Source organism: Streptomyces sp. NBC_00683, from assembly GCF_036226745.1.
Taxonomy (GTDB): Bacteria; Actinomycetota; Actinomycetes; order Streptomycetales; family Streptomycetaceae; genus Streptomyces.
Map to the genome: position 1 here is coordinate 1,189,000 of NZ_CP109013.1, position 20,682 is coordinate 1,209,681.

General features: G+C 71.3%; 19 protein-coding genes and 1 tRNA gene. 14 read left to right on the forward strand and 6 right to left on the reverse strand.

The features are described 5' to 3' along the window. Positions 1 to 145 precede the first annotated feature (145 nt). The 7 genes from OG257_RS05325 (at position 146) to OG257_RS05355 (ending at position 5,436) form a co-directional block, all read left to right on the forward strand. Positions 146 to 1,159, forward strand: a complete 1,014-nt coding sequence (locus OG257_RS05325; RefSeq protein WP_329205181.1) for an SPFH domain-containing protein — start codon at positions 146 to 148, stop codon at positions 1,157 to 1,159. After that, complete coding sequence (locus tag OG257_RS05330; protein ID WP_329205183.1) at positions 1,156 to 2,055, forward strand: hypothetical protein; 900 nt, start codon at positions 1,156 to 1,158, stop codon at positions 2,053 to 2,055. Before OG257_RS05325 ends, OG257_RS05330 begins: the two co-directional genes overlap by 4 nt. A gap of 162 nt (positions 2,056 to 2,217) precedes the next feature. Beyond that, complete coding sequence (locus tag OG257_RS05335) at positions 2,218 to 3,219, forward strand: helix-turn-helix transcriptional regulator (protein ID WP_329205185.1); 1,002 nt, start codon at positions 2,218 to 2,220, stop codon at positions 3,217 to 3,219. Positions 3,220 to 3,261: 42 nt separating this feature from the next. Further along, complete coding sequence (locus tag OG257_RS05340) at positions 3,262 to 3,762, forward strand: nucleotide triphosphate diphosphatase NUDT15 (protein ID WP_329205186.1); 501 nt, start codon at positions 3,262 to 3,264, stop codon at positions 3,760 to 3,762. A gap of 63 nt (positions 3,763 to 3,825) precedes the next feature. Continuing rightward, positions 3,826 to 4,320: an FBP domain-containing protein gene (locus OG257_RS05345; RefSeq protein WP_329205188.1), complete on the forward strand. Its 495-nt coding sequence runs from the start codon at positions 3,826 to 3,828 to the stop codon at positions 4,318 to 4,320. An 89-nt stretch (positions 4,321 to 4,409) separates the two neighbouring features. Further along, the gene (locus OG257_RS05350) at positions 4,410 to 4,817 is read left to right on the forward strand and encodes an SHOCT domain-containing protein (RefSeq protein WP_329205189.1); all 408 of its coding nucleotides are present in this window, start codon (positions 4,410 to 4,412) and stop codon (positions 4,815 to 4,817) included. A gap of 229 nt (positions 4,818 to 5,046) precedes the next feature. Beyond that, positions 5,047 to 5,436 carry a VOC family protein gene (locus tag OG257_RS05355; protein WP_329205191.1) on the forward strand — a complete coding sequence of 130 codons (390 nt, stop codon included), beginning with the start codon at positions 5,047 to 5,049 and terminating at the stop codon, positions 5,434 to 5,436. A gap of 96 nt (positions 5,437 to 5,532) precedes the next feature. Here OG257_RS05355 and OG257_RS05360 read toward each other — a convergent pair. Beyond that, positions 5,533 to 5,606, reverse strand: a tRNA-Pro gene (locus OG257_RS05360). Between the two features lie 50 nt (positions 5,607 to 5,656). After that, positions 5,657 to 8,314: an ATP-binding protein gene (locus OG257_RS05365; protein ID WP_329205193.1), complete on the reverse strand. Its 2,658-nt coding sequence runs from the start codon at positions 8,312 to 8,314 to the stop codon at positions 5,657 to 5,659. Positions 8,315 to 8,420: 106 nt separating this feature from the next. Here OG257_RS05365 and OG257_RS05370 point away from each other — a divergent pair, with 106 nt between their 5' ends. The 3 genes from OG257_RS05370 to OG257_RS05380 all read left to right on the forward strand — a co-directional run bounded on the left by OG257_RS05370 (position 8,421) and on the right by OG257_RS05380 (position 9,946). Next, positions 8,421 to 8,975 (forward strand): DUF309 domain-containing protein, encoded by a 555-nt coding sequence (locus OG257_RS05370; protein ID WP_329205195.1) that lies wholly within the window; start codon positions 8,421 to 8,423, stop codon positions 8,973 to 8,975. Between the two features lie 96 nt (positions 8,976 to 9,071). Then, positions 9,072 to 9,494, forward strand: a complete 423-nt coding sequence (locus tag OG257_RS05375) for a DUF350 domain-containing protein (protein WP_329205196.1) — start codon at positions 9,072 to 9,074, stop codon at positions 9,492 to 9,494. 62 nt (positions 9,495 to 9,556) lie between these two features. After that, positions 9,557 to 9,946: a hypothetical protein gene (locus OG257_RS05380; RefSeq protein ID WP_329205197.1), complete on the forward strand. Its 390-nt coding sequence runs from the start codon at positions 9,557 to 9,559 to the stop codon at positions 9,944 to 9,946. A gap of 15 nt (positions 9,947 to 9,961) precedes the next feature. Here the strand turns inward: OG257_RS05380 and OG257_RS05385 are convergent, their stop codons facing one another. From OG257_RS05385 to OG257_RS05395, 3 genes are read right to left on the reverse strand one after another with little or no spacing between them, the layout of a single operon-like run. Then, on the reverse strand, positions 9,962 to 11,185 hold the full coding sequence (locus OG257_RS05385; protein WP_329205198.1) for an FAD-dependent oxidoreductase: 1,224 nt from the start codon (positions 11,183 to 11,185) through the stop codon (positions 9,962 to 9,964). Next, positions 11,182 to 12,600 carry an NAD(P)/FAD-dependent oxidoreductase gene (locus OG257_RS05390; RefSeq protein WP_329205200.1) on the reverse strand — a complete coding sequence of 473 codons (1,419 nt, stop codon included), beginning with the start codon at positions 12,598 to 12,600 and terminating at the stop codon, positions 11,182 to 11,184. Before OG257_RS05390 ends, OG257_RS05385 begins: the two co-directional genes overlap by 4 nt. Continuing rightward, entirely contained in the window at positions 12,597 to 14,030 is a 1,434-nt protein-coding gene (locus tag OG257_RS05395) for an FGGY family carbohydrate kinase (RefSeq protein ID WP_329205202.1), read from the reverse strand. The genes OG257_RS05390 and OG257_RS05395 overlap by 4 nt, the downstream gene beginning before the upstream one ends. A 370-nt stretch (positions 14,031 to 14,400) precedes the next feature. On the opposite strand from OG257_RS05395, the gene OG257_RS05400 reads away from it, so the two are divergent. Then, positions 14,401 to 15,408 (forward strand): hypothetical protein, encoded by a 1,008-nt coding sequence (locus OG257_RS05400; RefSeq protein ID WP_329205204.1) that lies wholly within the window; start codon positions 14,401 to 14,403, stop codon positions 15,406 to 15,408. 75 nt (positions 15,409 to 15,483) lie between these two features. Further along, positions 15,484 to 17,013, forward strand: coding sequence for an amino acid permease (locus tag OG257_RS05405; RefSeq protein WP_329205206.1), 1,530 nt, complete (start codon positions 15,484 to 15,486; stop codon positions 17,011 to 17,013). A 26-nt stretch (positions 17,014 to 17,039) separates the two neighbouring features. Here OG257_RS05405 and OG257_RS05410 read toward each other — a convergent pair whose 3' ends face one another. After that, positions 17,040 to 17,888, reverse strand: coding sequence for a sulfite exporter TauE/SafE family protein (locus tag OG257_RS05410; RefSeq protein WP_329205208.1), 849 nt, complete (start codon positions 17,886 to 17,888; stop codon positions 17,040 to 17,042). 157 nt (positions 17,889 to 18,045) lie between these two features. Here OG257_RS05410 and OG257_RS05415 point away from each other — a divergent pair, with 157 nt between their 5' ends. Next, positions 18,046 to 19,194, forward strand: coding sequence for a substrate-binding domain-containing protein (locus OG257_RS05415; RefSeq protein WP_329205210.1), 1,149 nt, complete (start codon positions 18,046 to 18,048; stop codon positions 19,192 to 19,194). A 102-nt stretch (positions 19,195 to 19,296) separates the two neighbouring features. Next, positions 19,297 to 20,661 (forward strand): ABC transporter substrate-binding protein, encoded by a 1,365-nt coding sequence (locus tag OG257_RS05420; RefSeq protein WP_329205212.1) that lies wholly within the window; start codon positions 19,297 to 19,299, stop codon positions 20,659 to 20,661. The last annotated feature ends 21 nt before the right edge of the window (positions 20,662 to 20,682 follow it).

The following is a 20,682-nucleotide window of genomic DNA, read 5'->3' on the forward strand; positions in this document are numbered from 1 at the left end:
CGGCGGCTTCCACGGAAGCCGCCGACCGGCCGCTTCGTTCCCCGCCCGCACCTGGCCGCCCGCTGACGCCTCCTCAGTTCTCGTCTTCTTGACGATATGACGCCGCTCCATTAGCGTCGCCATGACGAGAAAGAGGGGGACCACCATGGCCGACATCACCCGGCGCTTCGGCTGGCGACACCTGCGCTCCGCGCCCACCGCCCACATCCGCCACCACAAGCGGGGCGAGCTCTGCCACGACGGTCCCGGGCTGAGCTTCTGGTACCGGTCGCTCTCCGCCGCGCTCTCCGAAGTCCCGGTGAACGACCGGGAGCTGGCGATGGCCTTCCACGCGCGTACGGCCGACTTCCAGGACGTCACCGTGCAGGCGACCGTCACCTACCGCATCAGCGACCCGGCCGAGGCCGCCGCCCGCCTCGACTTCTCGGTGGACCCCGACACCGGGGTCTGGAGGAGCGCACCGCTGGAGCAGATCGCCACCCTGCTCACCGAGACCGCACAGCAGCACACCCTCGACGTCCTGGCCCGGACACCGCTCGCCACCGCCCTGGTGGACGGGGTCGCCTCGGTTCGCGAAAGGGTCGCGTCCGGCCTCTCCGCCGAACCTCGGCTGCCCGCCACCGGCATCGACGTGGTGGCTGTGCGTGTCGTCGCCATCCGCCCGGAGGCGGAGGTAGAGCGCGCCCTGCGCACGCCGGCCAGGGAGCAGATCCAGCAGGAGGCGGACCGGGCCACCTACGAACGCCGGGCCGTCGCAGTCGAGCGTGAACGCACCATCGCGGAGAACGAACTCGCCAGCCAGATCGAACTGGCCCGCCGCGAGGAGCAGTTGGTGGACCAGCGAGGCATCAACGCCCGCCGTGAGGCCGAGGAGAAGTCCGCGGCCGACGGCGTGCGCACGGAGGCCGAGGCCGACCGCAAGGTGCGTCTCGCCCGTGCGGAGGCCGAGGCCGCCCGCGAAATCGGCTCCGCCCGCGCCGAGGCCCAGGCGGCCTGGCTCCGGGCGCACGCGGAAGTGGACGCCGGCACCCTGCACGCACTGGCCGCGACCCGGCTGGCGGAGAACCTGCCCCGGATCGACAGCCTCACCCTCTCCCCCGACGTGCTCACGGGCCTGCTCGCCCGCCTCGGCAGGACGGACCCGGAGGCGCGGGCGTGAGCCTGGCCCCGCGTGCGGTCCTCGTGCACCGCACCACCGAGTACGAGGAACTGCTCGCCCGGCACGGGACCCACGGCCAGGCGGCGTTCTTCCTCTCGACCCGCGGCCGGTCCATCGACGAGGTGGCCGGGCGGCATCACCGTACGCAGCAGGCCCTCACCGAGGTGGCTGCCGCCGTGCCCCTGCAGTGGCGCCGTTCACGGGTGGAGCGTGCGGACCTCGACCGCTTCCTCTTCGGCCCCGAGGACGTGGTCGTCGTGGTCGGACAGGACGGGCTGGTCGCCAACGCGGCCAAGTACCTGTCCGGCCAGCCGGTCCTGGGCATCGACACCGATCCGGGCCGCAACCCCGGCGTCCTCGTGCGCCATCGCCCGCAGGACGCGGCGGCGCTCTGCCGGGCCGCCGTCGCACCGGGTGACCGGGTGGAGTCGCTCACCATGGTCGAGGCCGTCGCCGACGACACCCAGCGGCTGCTCGCCCTGAACGAGGTCTTCTGCGGACCGCCCGGCCACCAGACGGCGCGCTACCGCATCGGCCCGGACAGCGCCCCGAACGCCGGGGAGTCCCAGGCCTCCTCGGGCGTCCTGGTCGGCACAGGCACGGGCGCGACGGGCTGGCTGCGCTCCCTGTGGGGCGAACGCGGCAGCGCGCTGCGGCTGCCGGGCCCGTCCGATCCGCGGCTGCTCTGGTTCGTGCGCGAGGCATGGCCCTCTCCCGCGACCGGTACGTCACTGGTCGCCGGCGAACTGGGCCGGGGCGAGGGACTGGCCCTCACCGTCGAGTCCGACCGGATCGTGGTGTTCGGCGACGGAATGGAGGCCGACGCACTGGAGCTGACCTGGGGTCAGACAGTCCGGCTCGGGATCTCCGCAACGTCGTTGAATCTGGTGGTATGACCCCGTTGGAACTGCCGATCGCACGTGGCGGATTTGTAACTGATATCTACATGTATCTTCCGTGTGTCCGACGGGCCCGATACTGATCGGACACCGCACACCGAGCAGTCGTCCTCATGACGCCTTCCACGGCTGAGCGGAACGCTCGACCGAGGAGACACTGTGCTGGGTGCCATAGGCCTCGATGCCGTCCAGGAGATCACCTACCGCGAACTGGTCGGGCACGGGGCGGCCGACGCGGCACATCTGGCGGGCCGCCTCACCCTGCCGGAGAAGGATGTCCTCCAGGCGCTGTACGGGCTGGAGCACCAGGGGCTGATCACCCGGTCCGCCGAGCGGCCCGACTGCTGGGTGAGTGCTCCCCCGGCGGTGGCTCTGGCACCCCTGCTCTCCCAGCAGCGCCATGAGCTGGAGTGCGCGGAGTTGGCGGCGGCCAGACTGGCCGACGAGTACCGGCCCGAGGCCGTCGCACCCGGCGTGCGTGACCTGATCGAGGTCGTGACCGGCGCGCAGGCGGTCTCCCAGCGCTTCTCCCAACTCCAGTTGGGGGCCGAGCGGGAACTCTGCCTGCTCATCCGCAGCCAGCCGCTCGCGGTTTCCGCCGAGGAGAACACGGCCGAGGTGCTGGCCATGGCCCGGGGCGTGAAGTACCGCGTCGTCATCGGCCGGGAGATGTTTCCCGGCCGCGGGGGCGGGACCGTCGACCTGGCCGGTCTCGCCGAGTCGCTGGGCCGGGGCATGGAAGTGCGCGTGGTCGACGAGGTTCCGACCAAGCTGGTCATCGCCGACGGCTCGCTCGGCATGCTTCCGCTGAGCGACCCCGCCACGGAACCGGCGGCCCTGGTGGCCCGGTCGAGCGGTCTGCTGGTGTCGCTGGTGGCGCTCTTCGAGCAGGTGTGGAGCCAGGGCCTGCCCCTGACGCTCGGAGCGGGCGACGAGATCGAGGAGGCGCCCTCGCCCGGGCCCGAGCCCATCGATCTCCAGATCCTCTCCCTGCTGCTGGCCGGCCTCACGGACGTGGGCGTCGCCAAGGAACTCGACCTGGGCGCGCGGACCGTACAGCGGCGGATCAAGCGGCTCATGGACCTCAGCGGGGCGTCGAACCGGCTGCGTCTCGGCTGGTACGCGAGCGAGCACGGCTGGATCACGCGTACGCAGGGCTGAGAGTCTGCCCTGTGAACTCCACGGCTACAGGGAGCAGAGGGCATGACAGCCGATTCCGGGAACGGTCCCACGCGCAACACCCGGCCGCCCGAGGCGCGGGCGGGTTTCGGCGTGGGCGTCGTCGTTCAGGACGAGCAGGGCAGGATTCTGCTCGGCAGGCACCGCGAGGGCACCTGGGAACTGCCCGGCGGAAAGATCGATCCCATACATGAGTCGGTCGCCGCCGCGGCCGCGCGCGAGTTGCGCGAGGAGACGGGGCTGGACGTCCCCGAAGAAGCGGTGACGGTCTTCGCGATGCTGCACGACGTGGTGGCCGGGACCATCCGGATCACCATGGCGGCCACGGTGTCCGTCGAGGCCGCGGTCGCCGAGGTGACCGAGCCGCATCTGATCAGCGCCTGGCGGTGGACGCGCCCCGATGAACTGCCGGACCTGCTGTTCGACCCGTCGGCCCAGATCCTGGCGACCTGGCGGCCGGACCTCGCCATCGCGCACCCGCCGGCGCACCGTCTGCGGATCGCCGCGGACGGGCCGCAGTCATGAACCGTGAACCTACAGCGTTTATTGATTTGCCTAAAGGTCATAGGCAAGCTTAGCGTCGTAGTCATGAGAGCCGTCAGCGAGCAGGACATCCGGACATCGTTCGTCAATTGCTCCAAGGGCGAGGCGAAGCGGCTGCCGCTGCCTCGCGACCTCGACGACCGCCCGTGGGACGACCTGGACTTCCTGGGGTGGCGCGACCTGTCCGCACCGGACCGGAGCTACATCGTCACGGACATGGACGGCGAGCTCACGGGCATCACGCTCCGCTTCCCGTCCCATCAGCGCGGCTTCCTGCACCGCAGCATGTGTTCGGTCTGCCTGACGACACACCCGGGCAGCGGCGTCTCCCTGATGACCGCACGCAAGACGGGGCAGGCGGGCAGGGACGGGAACTCGGTGGGCATTTACCTGTGCACCGACCTCGACTGCTCCCTGTACGTGCGGGGCAAGAAGCTCCCGGCGCCCGGCGGGCGCTTCGAGGAGTCACTGACCGTGGACCAGCAGATCGAGCGGACCAGGGCGAAGCTCTTCGCCTTCCTGGGCACTCTCTCCGCCTGAACGGCCAGCCCCGTCCGGGTGCCTGCGGATGCGGTTCAGTGGGACCGGATGTACGAATAAGGGACCATTCGTGCGATCGGAGTAGACCCGTGGACGACTATCCGCTCCTCAATCTCTTCCTGACCATGATGTACATCTTCCTCTGGGTCCTGTGGTTCTTCCTGCTCTTCAAGGTGATCACGGACATCTTCCGTGACCACTCACTGAACGGCTGGGCCAAGGCCGCCTGGCTGATCTTCGTCATCGTGCTCCCCTACATCGGCGTCTTCGTCTACCTGATCGTCCGCGGCCGCAGCATGGGCCAGCGGGACGTGAAGCAGGCGAAGGACCAGGAGGCGGCCTTCCGGAAGTACGTACAGGAGGCCGCCGGGACCGAGGGCGGCTCCGGAACCGGAAAGGGCCATGTCACCGAACTCGCCAAACTCGCCGAGCTCAAGGACAGCGGCCACATCGACCAGCAGGAGTACGAGAAGGCCAAGGCGAAGCTGCTCGCCTGATCCGCCGGACCGTACATGCCGTCCATGTCCCCCCGACCCGTCAACTCACGGTCGGGGGGACATGGACGTCGGCATGTCCGCGCGGCACCACGGCCGGTGAACGAGCGCCAGGAGTCGGCCGCCGCCCCGTCAGGTCCGCACACGGGGCGGAAGTTCCGCCGCTCCTGGCATGGGCGGCCACCCCACCAGGCACGCGCGAACGACCGCTACCCGACCGGGAGGTCCCGACATGGCCAGTAAGTTCACCGAGCTGGCGATCGACTGTGCCGATCCCGGCGGTCTCGCCCGGTTCTGGTGCTCGGCCCTCGACTACGAGGTACAGGACGAGGGCGACGACGTCGTCACCATTGGTTCTCCCGCGGTTCCTGAGGGCAGGAACCGTCCCGGCCCGGTGCCACCGACGCTGACCTTCGCCCGCGTACCCGAGGGGAAGGCCGCCAAGAACAGGCTTCACCTCGACGTCAACGCGACGGACAGGGAGCAGGACGAAGAGGTCCGCCGCCTGCTCGGCCTGGGCGCCCGGCACGCGGATGTCGGCCAGACCGGAGATGAGAGCTGGGTCACACTCGCCGACCCGGAGGGGAACGAGTTCTGCGTGCTGGCGGGCCGCTATCCCTGAGCGGAAGCCGCGCACCGCGCAGGACCAACGAGTCAGGGCCCTGCCTCACCGAAGTGAGGCAGGGCCCTGACCTGGGCTCGAAGCCCTCTTGCACCGTCGGGACGACAGGATTTGAACCTGCGACCCCTTGACCCCCAGTCAAGTGCGCTACCAAGCTGCGCCACGTCCCGGTGCGTTTCCTCCCGGTTGTCCCGGGTGGCCGCGCAGGGCAAACATTACCTCACTCCGAGGACCGGATCGACGTCCGTACCTGCTGGGCGCGGGTTGCCAGGGCCTCGGCGCCGCACGTGACAGCCAGCTTCTGCGCCCGGGCGAGCTCCCGCGGGGAGCGGATGGCGATTCCGTACTCGAGACGGGCCAGCGCGTGCTCGTACGCGGACGACGACGCCTCGAGGTGGTGGACGGCCTCGGCCAGCAGGTGTTCGGCCTCCTCCGCGGGTGCGAAGAGCGCGACGCACCGCAGCGCTTCTCCGATCGCGGTGTCCGTGCCGAAGCGTTCCGCGTGGACGCGGGCACGGGCGGCGAGCTGGGCGGCGCGGACCGGGTCGTCGTCGGCCAGGGCTCGGGCGAGGTCGCCGGCCCACGGTGCCCAGATGCCGTTGAAGCGACCGCGGGGCTCCAGGGCGGCGCCCGCCGCCTCGAGTTCGGCGACGGCGTCCTTCGTACGGCCTTCGGCCAGCAGCAGCCGGCCGCGGACGCACGGGGCGTCGGGCAGGACCATGGCGCTGGGGTAGGGCGGCCCGAAGTCGTACCGGTCGGCGACCAGACGCGCCTCCGCCGTACGGCCGCGGGCGAGAAGGGTGTCGATGAGCAGGCAGGCGGCATCCCAGTGGACCGGCAGCCCGCTGCCGACACGGTCGGCCAGGCGCAGCCCCTCGCGCAGGAAACCCTCGGCCTCGGCGAGCCTGCCGCGCCGGCGGTGGACGAGACCGAGCAGGGTGTGGGCGAACGCGAGGTGCGCGCCGCTCCAGCCGGAGATCTCGAAGGCGCGCACTGCTTCGCCGAAGAGTTCCTCCGCCCGGTCGAGCCGGTCCGTGAACGCGTAGGTGATGCCGACCATCGTGGGGAGTTCGAAGCCCCATTCGGAGTCGGTCCAGCCGAGACCACGGGCCGGCCTGCCGTCGACGAGCGCGCGTTCGCAGAGGTCGACGACCAGTTGGGCGTTCTCGCCGCGGAGCATGGCGTCGAAGGCCCGCAGGGTGAGAAGGACGCGCTCGGCGTTGTCGCGGCCCTTGAGGTGGTCGGCGTTGCGGGCGAGGCGTGCCGAACGTGCGGGCCCGTCGTTCTCGGTGGCCTGCATGCCCTCCCACAGGAAGTGCGCGGCCTGGAGCCGCATAAGTCCGGGGCCCGGGGCCGTACGGGATGCCTCGGCGGCGAGGGAGAGCGCCGCGTCCTTGAGCTGGTTGTTGTGGGCCAGAGCGGCGGCGAGCCGGAACGTGGCGTCGACCCGCAGTGTCTCGTCGAGCCCCGGCGTATCGAGGGCTGCCCGGAGTTGCTGCACCGTGGTGGCGGGGGAACTGAGCAGGGTGGCGCAGCCCAGTTCGTACAGCAGGGCGGCCCTGTCGTGGGGCCGTGGCGGCTCCTGGAGCGCCCTTTCGAGGCAGCGCCTGGCCGCTTGCGGGGCACCGACCGCCAGGTGCTGGCCGGCGGCTTCGCGGAGCTGGGCGACCAGCTCCTGGTCGTCGTCCGGGTGGACCTCCAGGAGATGGCGCGAGGCAGCCGCGGCACCGAGTCCGGCCTGGGTGATGGCCCAGGCGGCCCGTCCGTGCATGGCCGTGCGGGTGGCAGGCGGGATGGAGCGGTAGACCGCGGTGGCGATGAGGGGATGGACGAACTCCAGCGGGTCGAAGCCGCTGACGATACGGGCGTCGCGCAGCCGCGCCGTGCAGTCGGCGGCTTCCGCCGAGCTCATGCCGGCGAGGGTCGCCGCGAGTTCCTGGGAGATGTCGGTGCCCAGTACGGCCGCGGCCCAGGCGAAGCGGTTGGCGTTGGTGCCCAGCCGCTCGAGGCGGGCGACGAGACCGCTGCCGCGGGCCGACGCGCCGAGCTCGCGCAGCAGCCCGGCGGACTCCTCCACCGGCGGCAGTTCACGGTCCTGCGCCTTGGCGACGAGCTCGACCGCCTCGTACGGGTTGCCGCCCGTGACGGCCCACACCTCGCGGCAGAAGGGGTCGTCCGCGTGGTCGCCCAGCCCGGCCCTGACCAGTTCCGCCGTGGCATCGGGGGTGAGTGCTCGAAGGGCCACGCGGATCAGTGCCGTGGGGCCCTCGGGGCGACTGTCCTCAGGTGTACGGGCCATGGCCCAGTCGGAGTTGCGGTCGGCGAGCTCCTGCGGGCGGTGGGCCTGGACGACCAGCACCGGCAGTTCGGTCAGCCTGGCGGTGAAGCCGGCGAGCCATGCGAGGGACTCCCCGTCCGCCCAGTGCGCGTCGTCCACTATCAGGAGCAGCGGGCGGTGGCTGAGCCTGGAGGCGAGCCGGGAGACGACGAAGTCGAGGCCGTCCCTGACACCTTGCGGGTCGGGCTGCGGGCCGGTCGGTTCGGCGAGGCCCAGCGCGGGCGCCGTGATCTCGAACCAGTCGCCGAACAGGGCCCTGGTCTCGTCGGCGGGCAGCTGGTCGAGCGCGGGCTGCAGGAGCTGGCGTACGACATGGAAGGGCACCGACGTCACGGTCTCACCGCCGCGTGCCTGCCAGACGGTGCAGCGGTCCTCCGCCATCGCGCGGATCTCTCCGAGCAGCGCGGTCTTGCCGATGCCTGCTTCGCCGCTGAAGACGAGCAGACCGCCGGCTGCCTGTGCGCCGCAGAGTGCGTCCACCGCCTGTGCGGCGGCGGCGAGTTCCGGTTCGCGCTCGTACAACGGCCGGGACGGCTTCATGCCTCCCCTTCCCAAGGTGGTTGCGAAGGTTGTGAGCCTAGTCGTGCGCGGGTGCCCACGGACAGGGTTCACACGGTCAACCGCAGGTGCGGGGCACAATCAGGACATGGACGAATCCCGCAGGGACCGTGATGCCGAAGGCCGGGCGCGCAATGCGCGCCCCCGGGACGGGCTGGGGCGCCCTCTGCCGTACGGCACTCCGGGGGTGGAGCGACAGCCGGAGGGGGTGGTCCGCTCCCCCGACGAGACCGTGCGCGAGGCGCAGCGGCTCCTGGACGCGGGGATGCCGTTCCATGCGCACGAGGTGTTCGAGGACGCGTGGAAGTCGGGTCCCGAGGCGGAGCGGGAGCTGTGGCGCGGTCTTGCCCAGATGGCCGTGGGGCTGACGCATTCCGCGCGGGGCAACGCCGCGGGCGGGGCCCGGCTGTTGAGGCGGGGCGCGGCCGCGGTCGCAGCCTTCCGGGACGCGGAGCCGTACGGGATCGGCGTGGACCGGCTGGTCGACTGGGCGCGGGAACTGGCCGGTCGGGTGGATCCGCCCGGCCCCGAGTCGGGGGCCGCCGGCACCGGAGCGGGGGGCTCCGGGACCGGGGGCGCGCGCGTGGTGGACGCGGCGGCGGAGGCTCCCCGGCTGCGGTCGGGGGGCCGGGCCGGTGGGTGACAACCCGTGCGATAGGTTTTGCTCTTTCTTGACGGTGTGTTGATCACTCGGTCGGCACCCGCCCTTCGACCGCTTGCTCAGGAGACGGACGCCCCGATGACCGACATCATCAACGGCCTCGGCCGTGCCACTGCTTACGGGGCCCTCGGCGTCGTACTGCTCGTTCTCGGCATATTCCTCATCGACGCCCTGACGCCCGGAAAGCTGGGCCGCCAGATATGGGAGGAGCGCAACCGCAACGCGGCACTGCTGCTCAGCTCGGCTCTGCTGGGCATCGGCGGCATCGTGTTCACGTCGATCTGGACGACGTACGACGACTTCGGCAAGGGCCTGGCGTCGACGGCCGCGTTCGGGCTGCTCGGCCTGATCATGATGGCCGCGGCGTTCCTCGTGGTCGACCTGGTCACGCCCGGGAAGCTGGGGGCCACACTGGTCGAGCGGGAGCCGCACCCGGCGGTCTGGGTGACGGCGTCCTGCAACCTGGCGGTGTCGGCCATCGTGTCGGCTTCCATTGCCTGATCGCGCCGGTGTTGCCCCGGTCCCGCGAACACAGCCCTGCTCAGCCATTACGATCCGGCGTCATGAGCACTTCTGACCAGGACCAGCAACAGGCCCCGCAGCCCGATGAGCGGCAGGACGAGCACACCGACGGAAGCGACGGGCACGACGGCCACGACGAGGGCACGGACGAGGGCATAGCCGCGTCCGGTGGGCGGAGACTGACGCCGCGTCAGGCGCGGCAGCTGCGCATCGTCCTCTCCTCGGTCGGCATGGCCGCGATGGCCGTCGTCCTCGCCCTGCGCATCGCGAGCCGTTCCTCCGTCCTGGTCGTCGGGGTGTACGGGCTGGCGCTCATCCTCTGCGGCGTGGTGATCGAGCTCAGCAGGAACGGGCGCACGCGTCTCGGCAGCTGGCTGCTCGGCATCGGACTGGCAGCGGCGATCGGTGCCGACTGGCTGCTCATTCCCTGACGCCGGGCCCGCGCCTCACAGCGCGGTGATCCGTACCGGCGAACCGTGCGGGTCGACCCGGTCCAGCCAGCCGGCGGCCAAATGGAACGGCCGCCCGGGGACTGCGGGCAACAGCAGCCGCTGCCGGTGGAGTTCGCGCCCGTCCTGGCTGACGACCAGCAGCGGCCGGGACAGCCGTCGGGCGGTGCGCAGGACGAACCGGTCCCCGAGCGGACGCGCCCCGCCGGGGCCCGTCAGGTTGGGTGCGACCCATCGCAGCGGCGCGTCCACCACCAGGGGACGCCCGCCTCCGAAGGGCTCGTCGGTACCGGACAGACGGTGCAGCACGGACACGGCCACGGCCCTGCCCTCGTCCGCCGCGACTCCCGCGCGCTCCACCGCGTGCAGGAGGTTCCCGACGGCGAACACGCCCGGCCGCGAGGTGCGGTAGGCCGCGTCGTACGCAGGTCCGCGCGTGCCGGGGTCGAGGGTGATCCCGCCGCGCCGGGCGAGCTCGTGGTCCGGGACGAAGTCACCGGTGAACACGACGGTGTCGCAGCGCAGGGTCGTGGTGCGGCCGTCGTCGTGACGCAGTGACACCCCGGACAGCCTGGTCCTGCCCGTGAGGCCGGTGACGGTGGCGCCGGTGAGCAGCGGAAGGCGCTGCCGGACGCGGAGGGGCGCGGCGGGCCGGTCCGTAACGACGGCGACGACGTGGACCCCGGCCGCGCGCAGGGTGTCGACAGCCGCGTGCGCGACCGGCTCGTCGCCGATGACGACCGCGCGGGTGCCGATCCGCTGCCCGTACAGGTGGACCGCCTGCTGGAGTTCGCCGGTGGTGTGGACGCCGGGAGGGCGGCTGCCGGGGACGAGGCGCGCGGACCGGGGACGTTCGCGGGCGCCGGTGGCGAGGACGACTGCCCCGGCGGTGATCCGTTCGAGCCCGCCGGGTCCGGTGGTCTCCACGGTGCGTGGTCCCGCCCAGCCCGTGACGGTCACTCCGGTGCGCAGGCCTGCGCCCGCGCGTACCGCCGCGGCCGCACTCCGCCGGGCGTACGCGGGTCCGTCCATCCCTCCCCGGGTGAAGCGCCCGCCGAATCCGCTGTGGTGGCAGTGGCGGGGGATCCCGCCCGGTTCCTGCTCGCGCTCCAGGATCTCGATGCGGCCCGCTCCGGCTGCGGCGAGTTCGGCCCCGGCAGCCAGGCCGGCAGGGCCCGCCCCCACGATCAGGACGTCGACGGTCCGTTCGATCCGGGTCACTCTTGTGCCTCCTCGAACAGGGCGCGGACGGCTGCGCCGCAGTAGAAGCCCTGGCACCGGCCGCCATGTGCGCGGGTACGGCGTCGCAGGCCGTCCAGGGACCGCGGTGGGACGGTGGAGGACAGCGCGTCCCGGATCTCGCCGAGGGTGACGTGCTCGCAGTGGCAGACGAGTGTGCCGTACGCCGGATCCTTCGCGATCAGGTCGGCACGGCGGTAGGGCCTGGGGAAGGCCTCGCCCAGGTTGGGCACGGTGACCGGCGGGAGTCGGCGCGGTGCGCCGAGTTCGAGTCCGGTCCGGGCGAGGAGCCCGGTGACATGCGCGGCAATCGCCATGGACGCGGTGAGTCCGGTGGACCGGATGCCGCCGACGGCGACATACCGCTGAGTGGGGTACTCCTGGATCCGGTAGTCCTCCTGTCCGGTGGCTGCCCGCAGTCCCGCGTAGACGGCGGTGACCTCCTCGTCGATGAGCGCGGGCAGGATCCGGCGGCCCCTCTCCCGCAGGAGGTGCAGGCCGTCCGCGGTGGATCCGGTGGCTGTTCTGTCGTCGAGCTCCTCGGACGTGGGGCCCAGGAGCACGTTGCCGAACACCGTCGGTGCCACCAGGACGCCCTTGCCTGCCGCGGTCGGCACCGGCAGGAGGATGTGGCCGACGAGTTCGCGGGCGAGCTTGTCGAAGACGATGAGCTGGCCGCGGCGCGGGGTCACGGTGAAGACCTCGTGCCCGAGGAGACGGTCGATCTCGTCCGCGTACAGCCCGGCGGCGTTGACCAGGTACCGGGTGCGCAGCATCCCGCGCGAGGTGGTGAGTGCGTGGACGCCCGGCTCGTCGGCGACGTCCAGCACCCGGCAGTTCAGATGCAGGTGGACCCCCGCGCGGACGGCCTGGGTGGCGAAGGCGAGCGGAGTGGTCCAGGGGCAGATGATGCTCTCGTCGGGAACTTCGAGCGCGCCGAGGGCGCCCGGACCCAGATGTGGTTCGCGCTTCTCGAGTTCGTCCGCGCCGATGATGCGTGCCGCGTGGTAGCCGTTGCGGCCGGCCTTGGCCAGCAGTCGTGGCAGCAGAGCGAGTTGGTCGGCGTCCCAGGCCACGAGCAGGGCGCCGACGCGCTCGACTGGAATGCCCGTCCGCGCCGCGTACGCGGTGAGCCGATGATGGCCCTCGCGCACGAGGCGGGCTTCCAGCGAATCGGGCACGGCGTCGAAACCGGTGTGCAGGATTGCCGTGTTGGCCTTCGAGGTGCCGCTGCCGATGTCGTCGGAGGCGTCCACCAGAGCGGTGCGCAGGCGATATCCGGCCAGCTCGCGTGCGATGGCCGTGCCGACGACACCGGCTCCGACGACGGTGACGTCGTACGTGCCGTCCGCGCCGCCGGCCGCCGGCTCCCCCGCCGTGGTGATCGTGACCGTCATGGGCGCTCCAGCAGGGTGTCCACCGCCGCGCGGAAACCGTCGAGGCGTGCGGCCGCCTCGTCCGGGCCGATGCGTGGTTCGTACACGGCGCACGGCTTCCACTCCGGTACCGCCTCCCGCAGCGGCAGGTGCGGGTCGAGCCCGAGCCGGGCCACCGCACCCGCGCCGAGCGCGGTGAGGTCGGGCAGCGCCGAGACCTCGACGGGCCGTTGCAGGAGGTCCGCCTGGGTCTGCATGAGCAGGGTGGAGCGGGTCAGGCCGCCGTCGACCCGCAGAGCGGTCAGCGGTGCGCCCAGATCGGCTGCCGCGGCATCGGCCAGGGCGACCACCTGGGCCGCGATGCCTTCGCACAGGGCGCGCACCAGGTGGCCCGCCGTGGTGTCGAGGCCGAGTCCGGTCACGGAGCCGCGCAGGTCGCCGCGCCACCACGGGGCGGCGAGGCCGGCGAGCGCGGGCACGAAGGTGACACCGCCCGTGCCGGGGACGGAGGACCCCACCGGGTCGAGGTCGGCGGCGCCCGAGATCACGCCCAGGTCGGTGAGCCAGCGCACGGCGGACGCTGCCGTGTAGACCTGCCCGTCGAGGCAGTAGTCCGTACGTCCCCCGAGGCGCCAGGCCACACAGCTGACCAGACCGCTGGAGCTGGTACGCGGCCGGGAACCGGTCTGGGCGAGGAGGAAGGCCCCGGTGCCGTAGGTGCACTTGGCGTTGCCCGGCTCCAGGGCGTTCTGGGCCAGCAGGGCCGCCTGCTGGTCGACGACGAGTCCGGTCAGGGGGATCTCGCCGCCGAACCGGGTGGTGGTACCGACCGGACCTGCGCAGTCGACGAGGGCGGGGAGCCGCTCGTCGGACAGGCCGAAGATCTCCAGGGCGGCGGGTGACCAGCCGACGTCGTGGAGGTCGAGCAGCTGGGTGCGCCCTGCGGTGGCGGCGTCCGTGACGAAGGCCCCGGTCAGCTGGTGGACGAGCCAGGAGTCGCTGGTGGTGACGACCCCTTCGCGGGTCAGCTCACGGCGTATCCAGGCCATCTTGGGCGCGGCGAAGTACGGATCGAGAGGCAGGCCGGTGAGCTGCCTCAACTCCTCCTCGTGCGCGGCAAGTCCGGCGCACAGGTCCGCCGCCCGCCGGTCCTGCCACACGACGGCGTCGGTGAGCGGCCGGCCGGTGCCGGGGTCCCAGGCGAGGACCGTCTCGCCCTGGTTCGCCAGGCCTACGGCTGCCACGGGTTCGCCGGCCTCTTCCACCGCCTGACCGCCCGCGTCCAGGACCGACCCGAGCAGCTCGGCGGGATCGGCCTCGACGGCTCCGCCTGCCCCGTACCGCGGCCGGACCGGGGCCGAACCGGAACCGATCACCCCCCGCTCGGGGCAGATCACCAGCGCCTTCGTCCCGGACGTTCCCTGGTCGATGGCGAGTACCGGGCCTGTCATCGACACTCCAGTCGTGCGGGCCGCCCGGAAACCGGGCGGGAGCGTGATCATCCGTTCCTTCCGCCCACAGTTGTGCAGACCACGGCCCGCGTCAAGCGCGTCAGGACATCCCGTCCGAACGAGCCGATTGCGATCAACGTCCTGCGTGGAGGCCCTACTTGAGTAAGATCCGCAAAGTCGCCGGATGATCGGTACGACGCGCTCTAAACTCACCGCCGAGCACCCGACCGGACGCTTCGCGGCAGTTCATGACCAGAACTGCCCAACCCCCCACGTCCTTGAGGATTCATGACGAGCAGACCATGCCCCGTGCCGCTTTGCCCGGCACCCCGCCCCGCTCCCACAGGCCGTACCGGGGCGGGGCGAGCAGATGGGACCCAGTGAGTTCCGGCCCGTCTACCACCCCGCGGGACACGACCACGAACTGCGCGGAGCGTTACAGGACCTGCGCACCGGACGCTGGCTGTCCATGCGCAATCTGCTGGAGAGCACGCCGGACTGGTCGTCGTGGACCCGGCGCACCCAGGTCCTCGCGACCGTTGCAGCAGGCTCCGACGCTGTCGCCGCCTGGCTGACCGAGGAACCGCGCAGTGTGGCGGCGACCGTGATGCACGCCCGGGTGGTCGTGGAACGCGCGGTGCGCGCGCACCGCGAGAAGCACGCGCGCGCACAGGAGTTGTGGCAGGAGGCCTGGGAGGGCTGCCGCTCTGCGGCGCACGCCTCACCTGCGGACCCGGTCCCATGGGTCTGCCTGCTGGCGCTGTCCCAGCTCGACGAACGCCAGCGTCTCGACGAGCACCGGATGCTTCCGCCGGGGCCCATGCTGTTCCCGGGGCCCTGGGGCCTGCTGGCCGAGGCGGACAAGCGGGACCCGTTCAATCGCGAGGCCTATCACCGGATGCTGCAGTTCGTGTACGCCCGGCAGGCCGGCGGCACGCTCTCGGAGGCCGTCAACTTCGTTCAGTGGGCCGCCTCTTCGGCGCCTGACGGCTCCCCCCTCCATGTCCTTCCGCTGTACGTGCGTGTGGAGCGCTACCGGCGCGAGCACGGCAACGAGAAGGCCCTGGACCTGCACTGGGTCACCGAGGACGGCGAACGCGACTCCCGCCGCGCGCTGCAGATCTGGTTCGCGCGCACCGACCCGGCCTCGCAGTCCCTGCTCGACCTGAACCATCTGGCCCACGCGCTGTGGGGTTCGCTCCAGTTCGCCGACGCGGCACCGGTGTTCCGCGCACTGGGCCCGTACTACACCTCGATCCCGTGGGCGTACCGCACCCGGACGCCCGACGGTCCGGCCGGGGCGCAGGACGTGTTCCTGCGGGCCCGCGGCCGGTGTCTCGCCGCCGAGGGCGAGCCCGGACGAAGACCGCACAGCTGACCGCGGGCACCCGGTCCTCCTTCTCCTTGCCTTCCCTCTCGTCATCCCACCGTCCCCTCACGGAGGTTCTTCCCCATGTCCATATCCGCGTCGGCCCCCTCCAGCCCGGAGGCCGCTCCACAGAAGGACGAGGAGCAGCGGCTCCGCGAACTCGGCTACCAGCCGGTTCTGGCCCGCCGCATGGGCGGCTTCGGCAACTTCGCCATCAGCTTCTCCGTCATCTCGATCCTGTCCGGCTGCATGACCCTGTACGGCTTCGGCATGTCGACCGGCGGCCCGTCGGTGATGCTCTGGGGCTGGGCCGGTGTCGGCCTGTTCGTCCTGTGCGTGGGCATGGCCCTGGCCGAGGTCACCAGCGCGTATCCGACGTCGGGGGCGCTGTACTACATGGCCGACCGGCTCGGTGGCCGCAAGTGGGGCTGGTACACCGGCTGGCTGAACCTGCTCGGTCTGCTGGGAGCGATCGCCGGCATCGACTACGGCGCCGCGCTGTTCACGGGTGCGCTGTTCAATCTGCAGTGGGGGTTCGACCCCACACCCGGGTCAACGATGGTGATCTTCCTCTGCATCCTGCTGCTGCACGCCGTGCTGAACCTCTTCGGTGTCCGCCTGGTCAGTGTGCTCAACTCGATCAGTGTGTGGTGGCACCTGGGCGGTGTGGCCGTGATCGTGACGGTGCTGGCCATCGTGCCCTCACACCACCAGTCGCCGTCGTTCGTCTTCACCGAGTTCGTCAATGACACCGGCTGGGAGAACCCGCTCTACGTCGCGGCGATCGGTCTGCTCCTGGCCCAGTACACCTTCTGCGGCTACGACGCCTCCGCCCATCTCTCCGAGGAGACGTCCAACGCGTCCGTGACGGCGGCCAAGGGCATCGTCCGGGCGATCTGGGTCTCCTGGGTCGCCGGTTTCGTGCTGCTGGCCGGTCTGACCTTCGCCATCCAGGACTACGCGGGCACCCAGAACAGTGCCACCGGGGTGCCGCCCGCGCAGATCCTGATCGACGCGCTGGGTACGGCGGGCGCCACCGCCCTGCTGCTGATCGTGATCGCGGCGCAGCTGTTCTGCGGCAATGCCGAGGTCGCCGCCGCGAGCCGGATGGTCTTCGCGTTCAGCCGTGACAACGCGCTGCCGGGCTCGGCCCTGTGGCGCAAGGTGAGCTCCCGCACCCAGACGCCGGTGCCCGCGGTGTGGCTGTCGGTGTGCGTCGCCGCTCTGCTCGCGGTGCCCTCGCTGTACTCGACGACCGCGTACGGCGCGGTGACTGCCATCAACGTCATCGGCATCACTCCCGCGTACGCCATCCCCATCTACCTCAAGCTGCGCGCCGGCGACAGGTTCGAGCGCGGGCCGTGGCATCTGGGGCGCTGGTCCAAGCCGATCGGCTGGATCGCCGTGGTGTGGGTCGCCATCGTGAGCGTGCTGTTCCTGTTGCCGCAGTCCTCGCCGGTGACCGTCGATTCGATGAACTACGCGTCGATCGCCCTGGTCGCCGTGCTGGTGCTGGCGACGGTGTGGTGGTTCGTCGCGCGCCGCTCGTACAGCACTCCCGCCGCGTACGGAAACGCCCGCGAGCAGGCGGAGATCGCCGAGAGCATCGTCTGACCGCCTCGTCCGCCGCCGGTCGGCCTTCAGCGCAGCAGGAGCTGGAGGCCGCCCAGCACGGTGGCGCCGATCACAATCTGTTCGAAGAGCTTCTGGTTGATCCGGCCCACGCATGCGCGGCCGAGGTACGCGCCGGGGAGGACGAACAGGACCAGGACGGCGTCGAGCAGCAGGGACTGCGCGTCGATGAGCCCGAGGCCCACACTGAAGGGCACTTTGGACGTGTTGACGATCAGGAAGAACGACGCCGAGGTTCCCAGGAATCCGAGCTTCCGGAACCCCGCGGAGAGCAGATAGAGCGACATCACGGGGCCGCCCGCGTTGGCGACCATGGTCGTGAAGCCGCCGAGCACCCCGTAGGACCGGGCCTTGGCCCGCCCGGCCAGCGACGGTTTGCCCTCGTCCGGCCGTTCCGTGTCCCGCTGCTCCGTGGCCTGCTTGTCCTTGGCCTGCTTGTCCGTGGCCTGCTGTTCCGTGTCCCGCTGTTCCGGAACCTCTTCGGACCGGGCCGCGGTGCGCCGCCGCCAGACGGTGACGCCCGCCATGAAGAGCAGGATCGCGCCGATCGACCTGGCCACGGCGTCGTCATCGGCCCACAGCATGAAGACGGTGCCTGCCACCACGCCCACGGCGACGGCCGGGAAGAGCCGCAGCAGCGTGGGCCAGTGTGCGTGCCGACGGTAGATCAGCACGGCGAGGATGTCGCCCGCGATGAGGATCGGGAGCAGCACTCCGGTCGATTCGCGGGCCGGGAGTACGGCCGCGAAGACCGCGAGGCTGATCGTGTTGGCACCGCTGACGGCTGTCTTGGAGAAGCCGACGAGCATGGATGCCGCCGCGAGCACGGCCAGTTGCCACAGTGTGATGGTGTCCATTGCGGATCAGATGATAGGTACACCGGCTTTCTTTCGGATCATCGGCCCATCCCGTGAACCACCCGGGACGGCAGATCGCTCGCTATGCTGCCAGCGAAGCGCTCACGGAAACGCTCAAACGAACAACGCGCAGCGGTACGGCAAGGGGGCCAGCAGCATGCGGGAGCCGGTTGAAATGAGGCGGAAGCGCATACTCGCGGTGGTGCACGCACGTGGGGCGGTCAAGGTGACCACGCTCGCCGCCGAGTTGGACGTCTCGGTGGTCACGCTCCGGCGGGACGTGGAGGAGCTGGCCCGGGCGGGCAGGCTGCGGCGCGGCCACGGGGTGGCCCGCCCGGTGGGGGACGCCGCGGAGACGACGGCACTCCCGGTCGCACGGACCGGTGAGCCTGCCGCGGAGGGCGGTCCGGTCGCCCTGGTGGTGCCCGAGCGGCATTCGTACCTGTACGAGACCCTGCACGGTGCCCGTACCGCCCTGGAGGCGGCGGGGATGCGGATCGCCCTGCATATCGCGCCGCAGTCGGCGGGGGCCGAACGGCCGCAGGTGGAACGGGCCCTGGCGGGCGGGGCGCGCGGGCTGCTGATCGCCCCGCGGTGGCGCAGCGCCGTCGGCGAGGAGGCGGACTACGGCTGGCTCGCCGAGGTGGGTGTGCCGACCGTTCTGATGGAGCGGCGGCCGCGGCCGGGCAGCGCGTTGCACGCCCTGGACTCGGTCTGTTCCGACCACTGGTACGGGGTGCATCTCGCCGTCGACCACCTGGTCTCGCTGGGCCACCGCCGGATCGTCCTGGCCGCCAGGAACGACAGCCCCACCGCTCGCTCGATCCGGGCGGCGTTCGCCGAGATCGCGGCCGCCCGCCCGGAGGTGGACGACTGGTCGGTGGTGCTCAGCTCCTCGAACGCGGGGCCTGGCCCCGGGATCCGGACCGACTCCCTGTCCCCCACCGCACCGGAGGAGCCGCCTGCGGACCTGGCCGCGCTGCTGCGGGAGCGCGGGGTCACGGGCGCCGTCCTGCACGGTGACGAGGACGCGCTGATGCTGGTGCAGCGACTGACGGAGTGCGGCGTACGGGTGCCGCAGGACTGTTCGGTCGTGGCGTACGACGATGTGGTCTCCTCGCTGGGCAGTACGCCGCTGACCGCGGTGGCTCCGCCCAGGGCCGACATCGGACGGGCGGCAGCCGAACTGCTGCTGCACCGGCTGGCGCACCCGGAGGGTACGACGGGGCCGGTGCGCAGGGTGGAGCTGCTCCCCGCGCTCAAAGTACGCGGATCGGCACAAGCTCTCCCCCTCCCGAAGCAATGAGCGTTTGACCGCTTCAAGCTTCTTCTGATCGATCTCTTGACCGCTATCGATCAGCCGATCAGTATTCCCCGTGTCTTGAATCAGGAGCCGCGGGAGGCACCCATGCCTGATCGACAGAGCCGTCGATCCGTACTCGCCACGATCGCCGCGCTGCCCCTGACAGGTGCGCTCAGCGCCTGCAGCGGCGGCGAGGAGCCACGATCGGGCGGCACGAGCAGTACCGGCAGGACCGTAAGCAGCAGGACCGGCAGGAAGAAGCGGATCACCTTCTGGTCCGCGCTGCGGGGCAGTCAGGAGGTCGTGGACGCGTTCAACCGCGGGCACGACACCCTTCAGGTCGATTTCCAGCAGGTCCCCTCGGGGGCCCAGGGCGGTTACGCCAAGCTCAGCAACGCGGCCCGGGCCGGCAACGCCCCGGACATCGCCACCATCGAGTACCCCCAGGTACCCGGCTTCGCCATCGACGGTGTCTGCCGCGACATCACGGACCTGGTGAGCGACAGGCTGCGCGCCGAACTGCTGCCGCAGGCACTGGGGCTGACCACCTTCGAGAAGCGGGTCTTCAGCGTTCCGCTCGACATAGAGCCGATGGTGCTGCACTACCGCACCGACCTCTTCGAGCGGTACGGGCTGACCGCCCCGCGCACCTGGGAGGACTTCGAGGACGCGGCAAGGACCGTACGCCGCAAAAGCGGTGACCGCAGGATGGCGCTCTTCCCGACCGACGGCGACACCCATCTCGCCGCCTTCGCGTGGCAGGCGGGCGCCCAGTGGTTCGACACGGCGGGCGGCGCCTGGAACGTCTCGCTGGCCGACGCACCCACCCGTCGCGTGGCCGCCTTCTGGCAGCGGCTGACCGACCAGGACCTGGTCTTCATGAACGCGGTGGAGAGCCGGCACAGCGACGTCCAGATCGCCAACGGCCTGGTGCTCAGCCGGCTGAGCGGTGCGTGGGACGCCGGCGCCCAGATGAAGGCCCGACCCGGCCAGAAGGGCCAGTGGGCCCTGGCGCCGATCCCCCAGTGGGATCCGGCCGACCCCGGTGTCGGCACCCATGGCGGCTCGACCTTCGCGATCACCAAGGACAGCGCGGACCCCGAGGCCGCGATGGAGTTCATCGAGTGGCAGGTCTCGCACCCGGACGCCCTGCGTGCCCGGCTCTCCAGCGGGGCCAGCAGCCAGTACCCCGCCGCGCCCGGCCTGGTCGAGGTGGGCCGCAAGGCCTTCGACCGCACCTACTACGGCGGCCAGGACATCTACACCCTCTTCGAGCAGGAGGCCCACAAGATTCGCGCGGGCTGGGTCTGGGGTCCCCGGATGACAGCCACCGGCAAGATCATGAAGGACGGGCTGGCGCGGGCGAGCGGAGGCCAGGGCTCCATCCTCGGAGCGGTCAGGGCGGCACAGGAGGGCACCATGCCGGACCTGAAGGCACTGGGCCTCTCCACCACCCTGCACTCCACCTGACCGGCGATCCGCAACCCCGTT

Bases quoted from the DNA above. Each gene is read 5' to 3' on its own strand.
- OG257_RS05355 (WP_329205191.1), top strand. From the start codon at position 5,047: ATGGCCAGTAAGTTCACCGAGCTGGCGATCGACTGTGCCGATCCCGGC.
- OG257_RS05340 (WP_329205186.1), top strand. From the start codon at position 3,262: ATGACAGCCGATTCCGGGAACGGTCCCACGCGCAACACCCGGCCGCCC.
- OG257_RS05380 (WP_329205197.1), top strand. From the start codon at position 9,557: ATGAGCACTTCTGACCAGGACCAGCAACAGGCCCCGCAGCCCGATGAG.
- OG257_RS05395 (WP_329205202.1), bottom strand. From the start codon at position 14,030: ATGACAGGCCCGGTACTCGCCATCGACCAGGGAACGTCCGGGACGAAG.
- OG257_RS05375 (WP_329205196.1), top strand. From the start codon at position 9,072: ATGACCGACATCATCAACGGCCTCGGCCGTGCCACTGCTTACGGGGCC.
- OG257_RS05345 (WP_329205188.1), top strand. From the start codon at position 3,826: ATGAGAGCCGTCAGCGAGCAGGACATCCGGACATCGTTCGTCAATTGC.
- OG257_RS05390 (WP_329205200.1), bottom strand. From the start codon at position 12,600: ATGACGGTCACGATCACCACGGCGGGGGAGCCGGCGGCCGGCGGCGCG.
- OG257_RS05370 (WP_329205195.1), top strand. From the start codon at position 8,421: ATGGACGAATCCCGCAGGGACCGTGATGCCGAAGGCCGGGCGCGCAAT.
- OG257_RS05365 (WP_329205193.1), bottom strand. From the start codon at position 8,314: ATGAAGCCGTCCCGGCCGTTGTACGAGCGCGAACCGGAACTCGCCGCC.
- OG257_RS05400 (WP_329205204.1), top strand. From the start codon at position 14,401: ATGGGACCCAGTGAGTTCCGGCCCGTCTACCACCCCGCGGGACACGAC.
- OG257_RS05325 (WP_329205181.1), top strand. From the start codon at position 146: ATGGCCGACATCACCCGGCGCTTCGGCTGGCGACACCTGCGCTCCGCG.
- OG257_RS05415 (WP_329205210.1), top strand. From the start codon at position 18,046: ATGCGGGAGCCGGTTGAAATGAGGCGGAAGCGCATACTCGCGGTGGTG.
- OG257_RS05410 (WP_329205208.1), bottom strand. From the start codon at position 17,888: ATGGACACCATCACACTGTGGCAACTGGCCGTGCTCGCGGCGGCATCC.
- OG257_RS05420 (WP_329205212.1), top strand. From the start codon at position 19,297: ATGCCTGATCGACAGAGCCGTCGATCCGTACTCGCCACGATCGCCGCG.
- OG257_RS05405 (WP_329205206.1), top strand. From the start codon at position 15,484: ATGTCCATATCCGCGTCGGCCCCCTCCAGCCCGGAGGCCGCTCCACAG.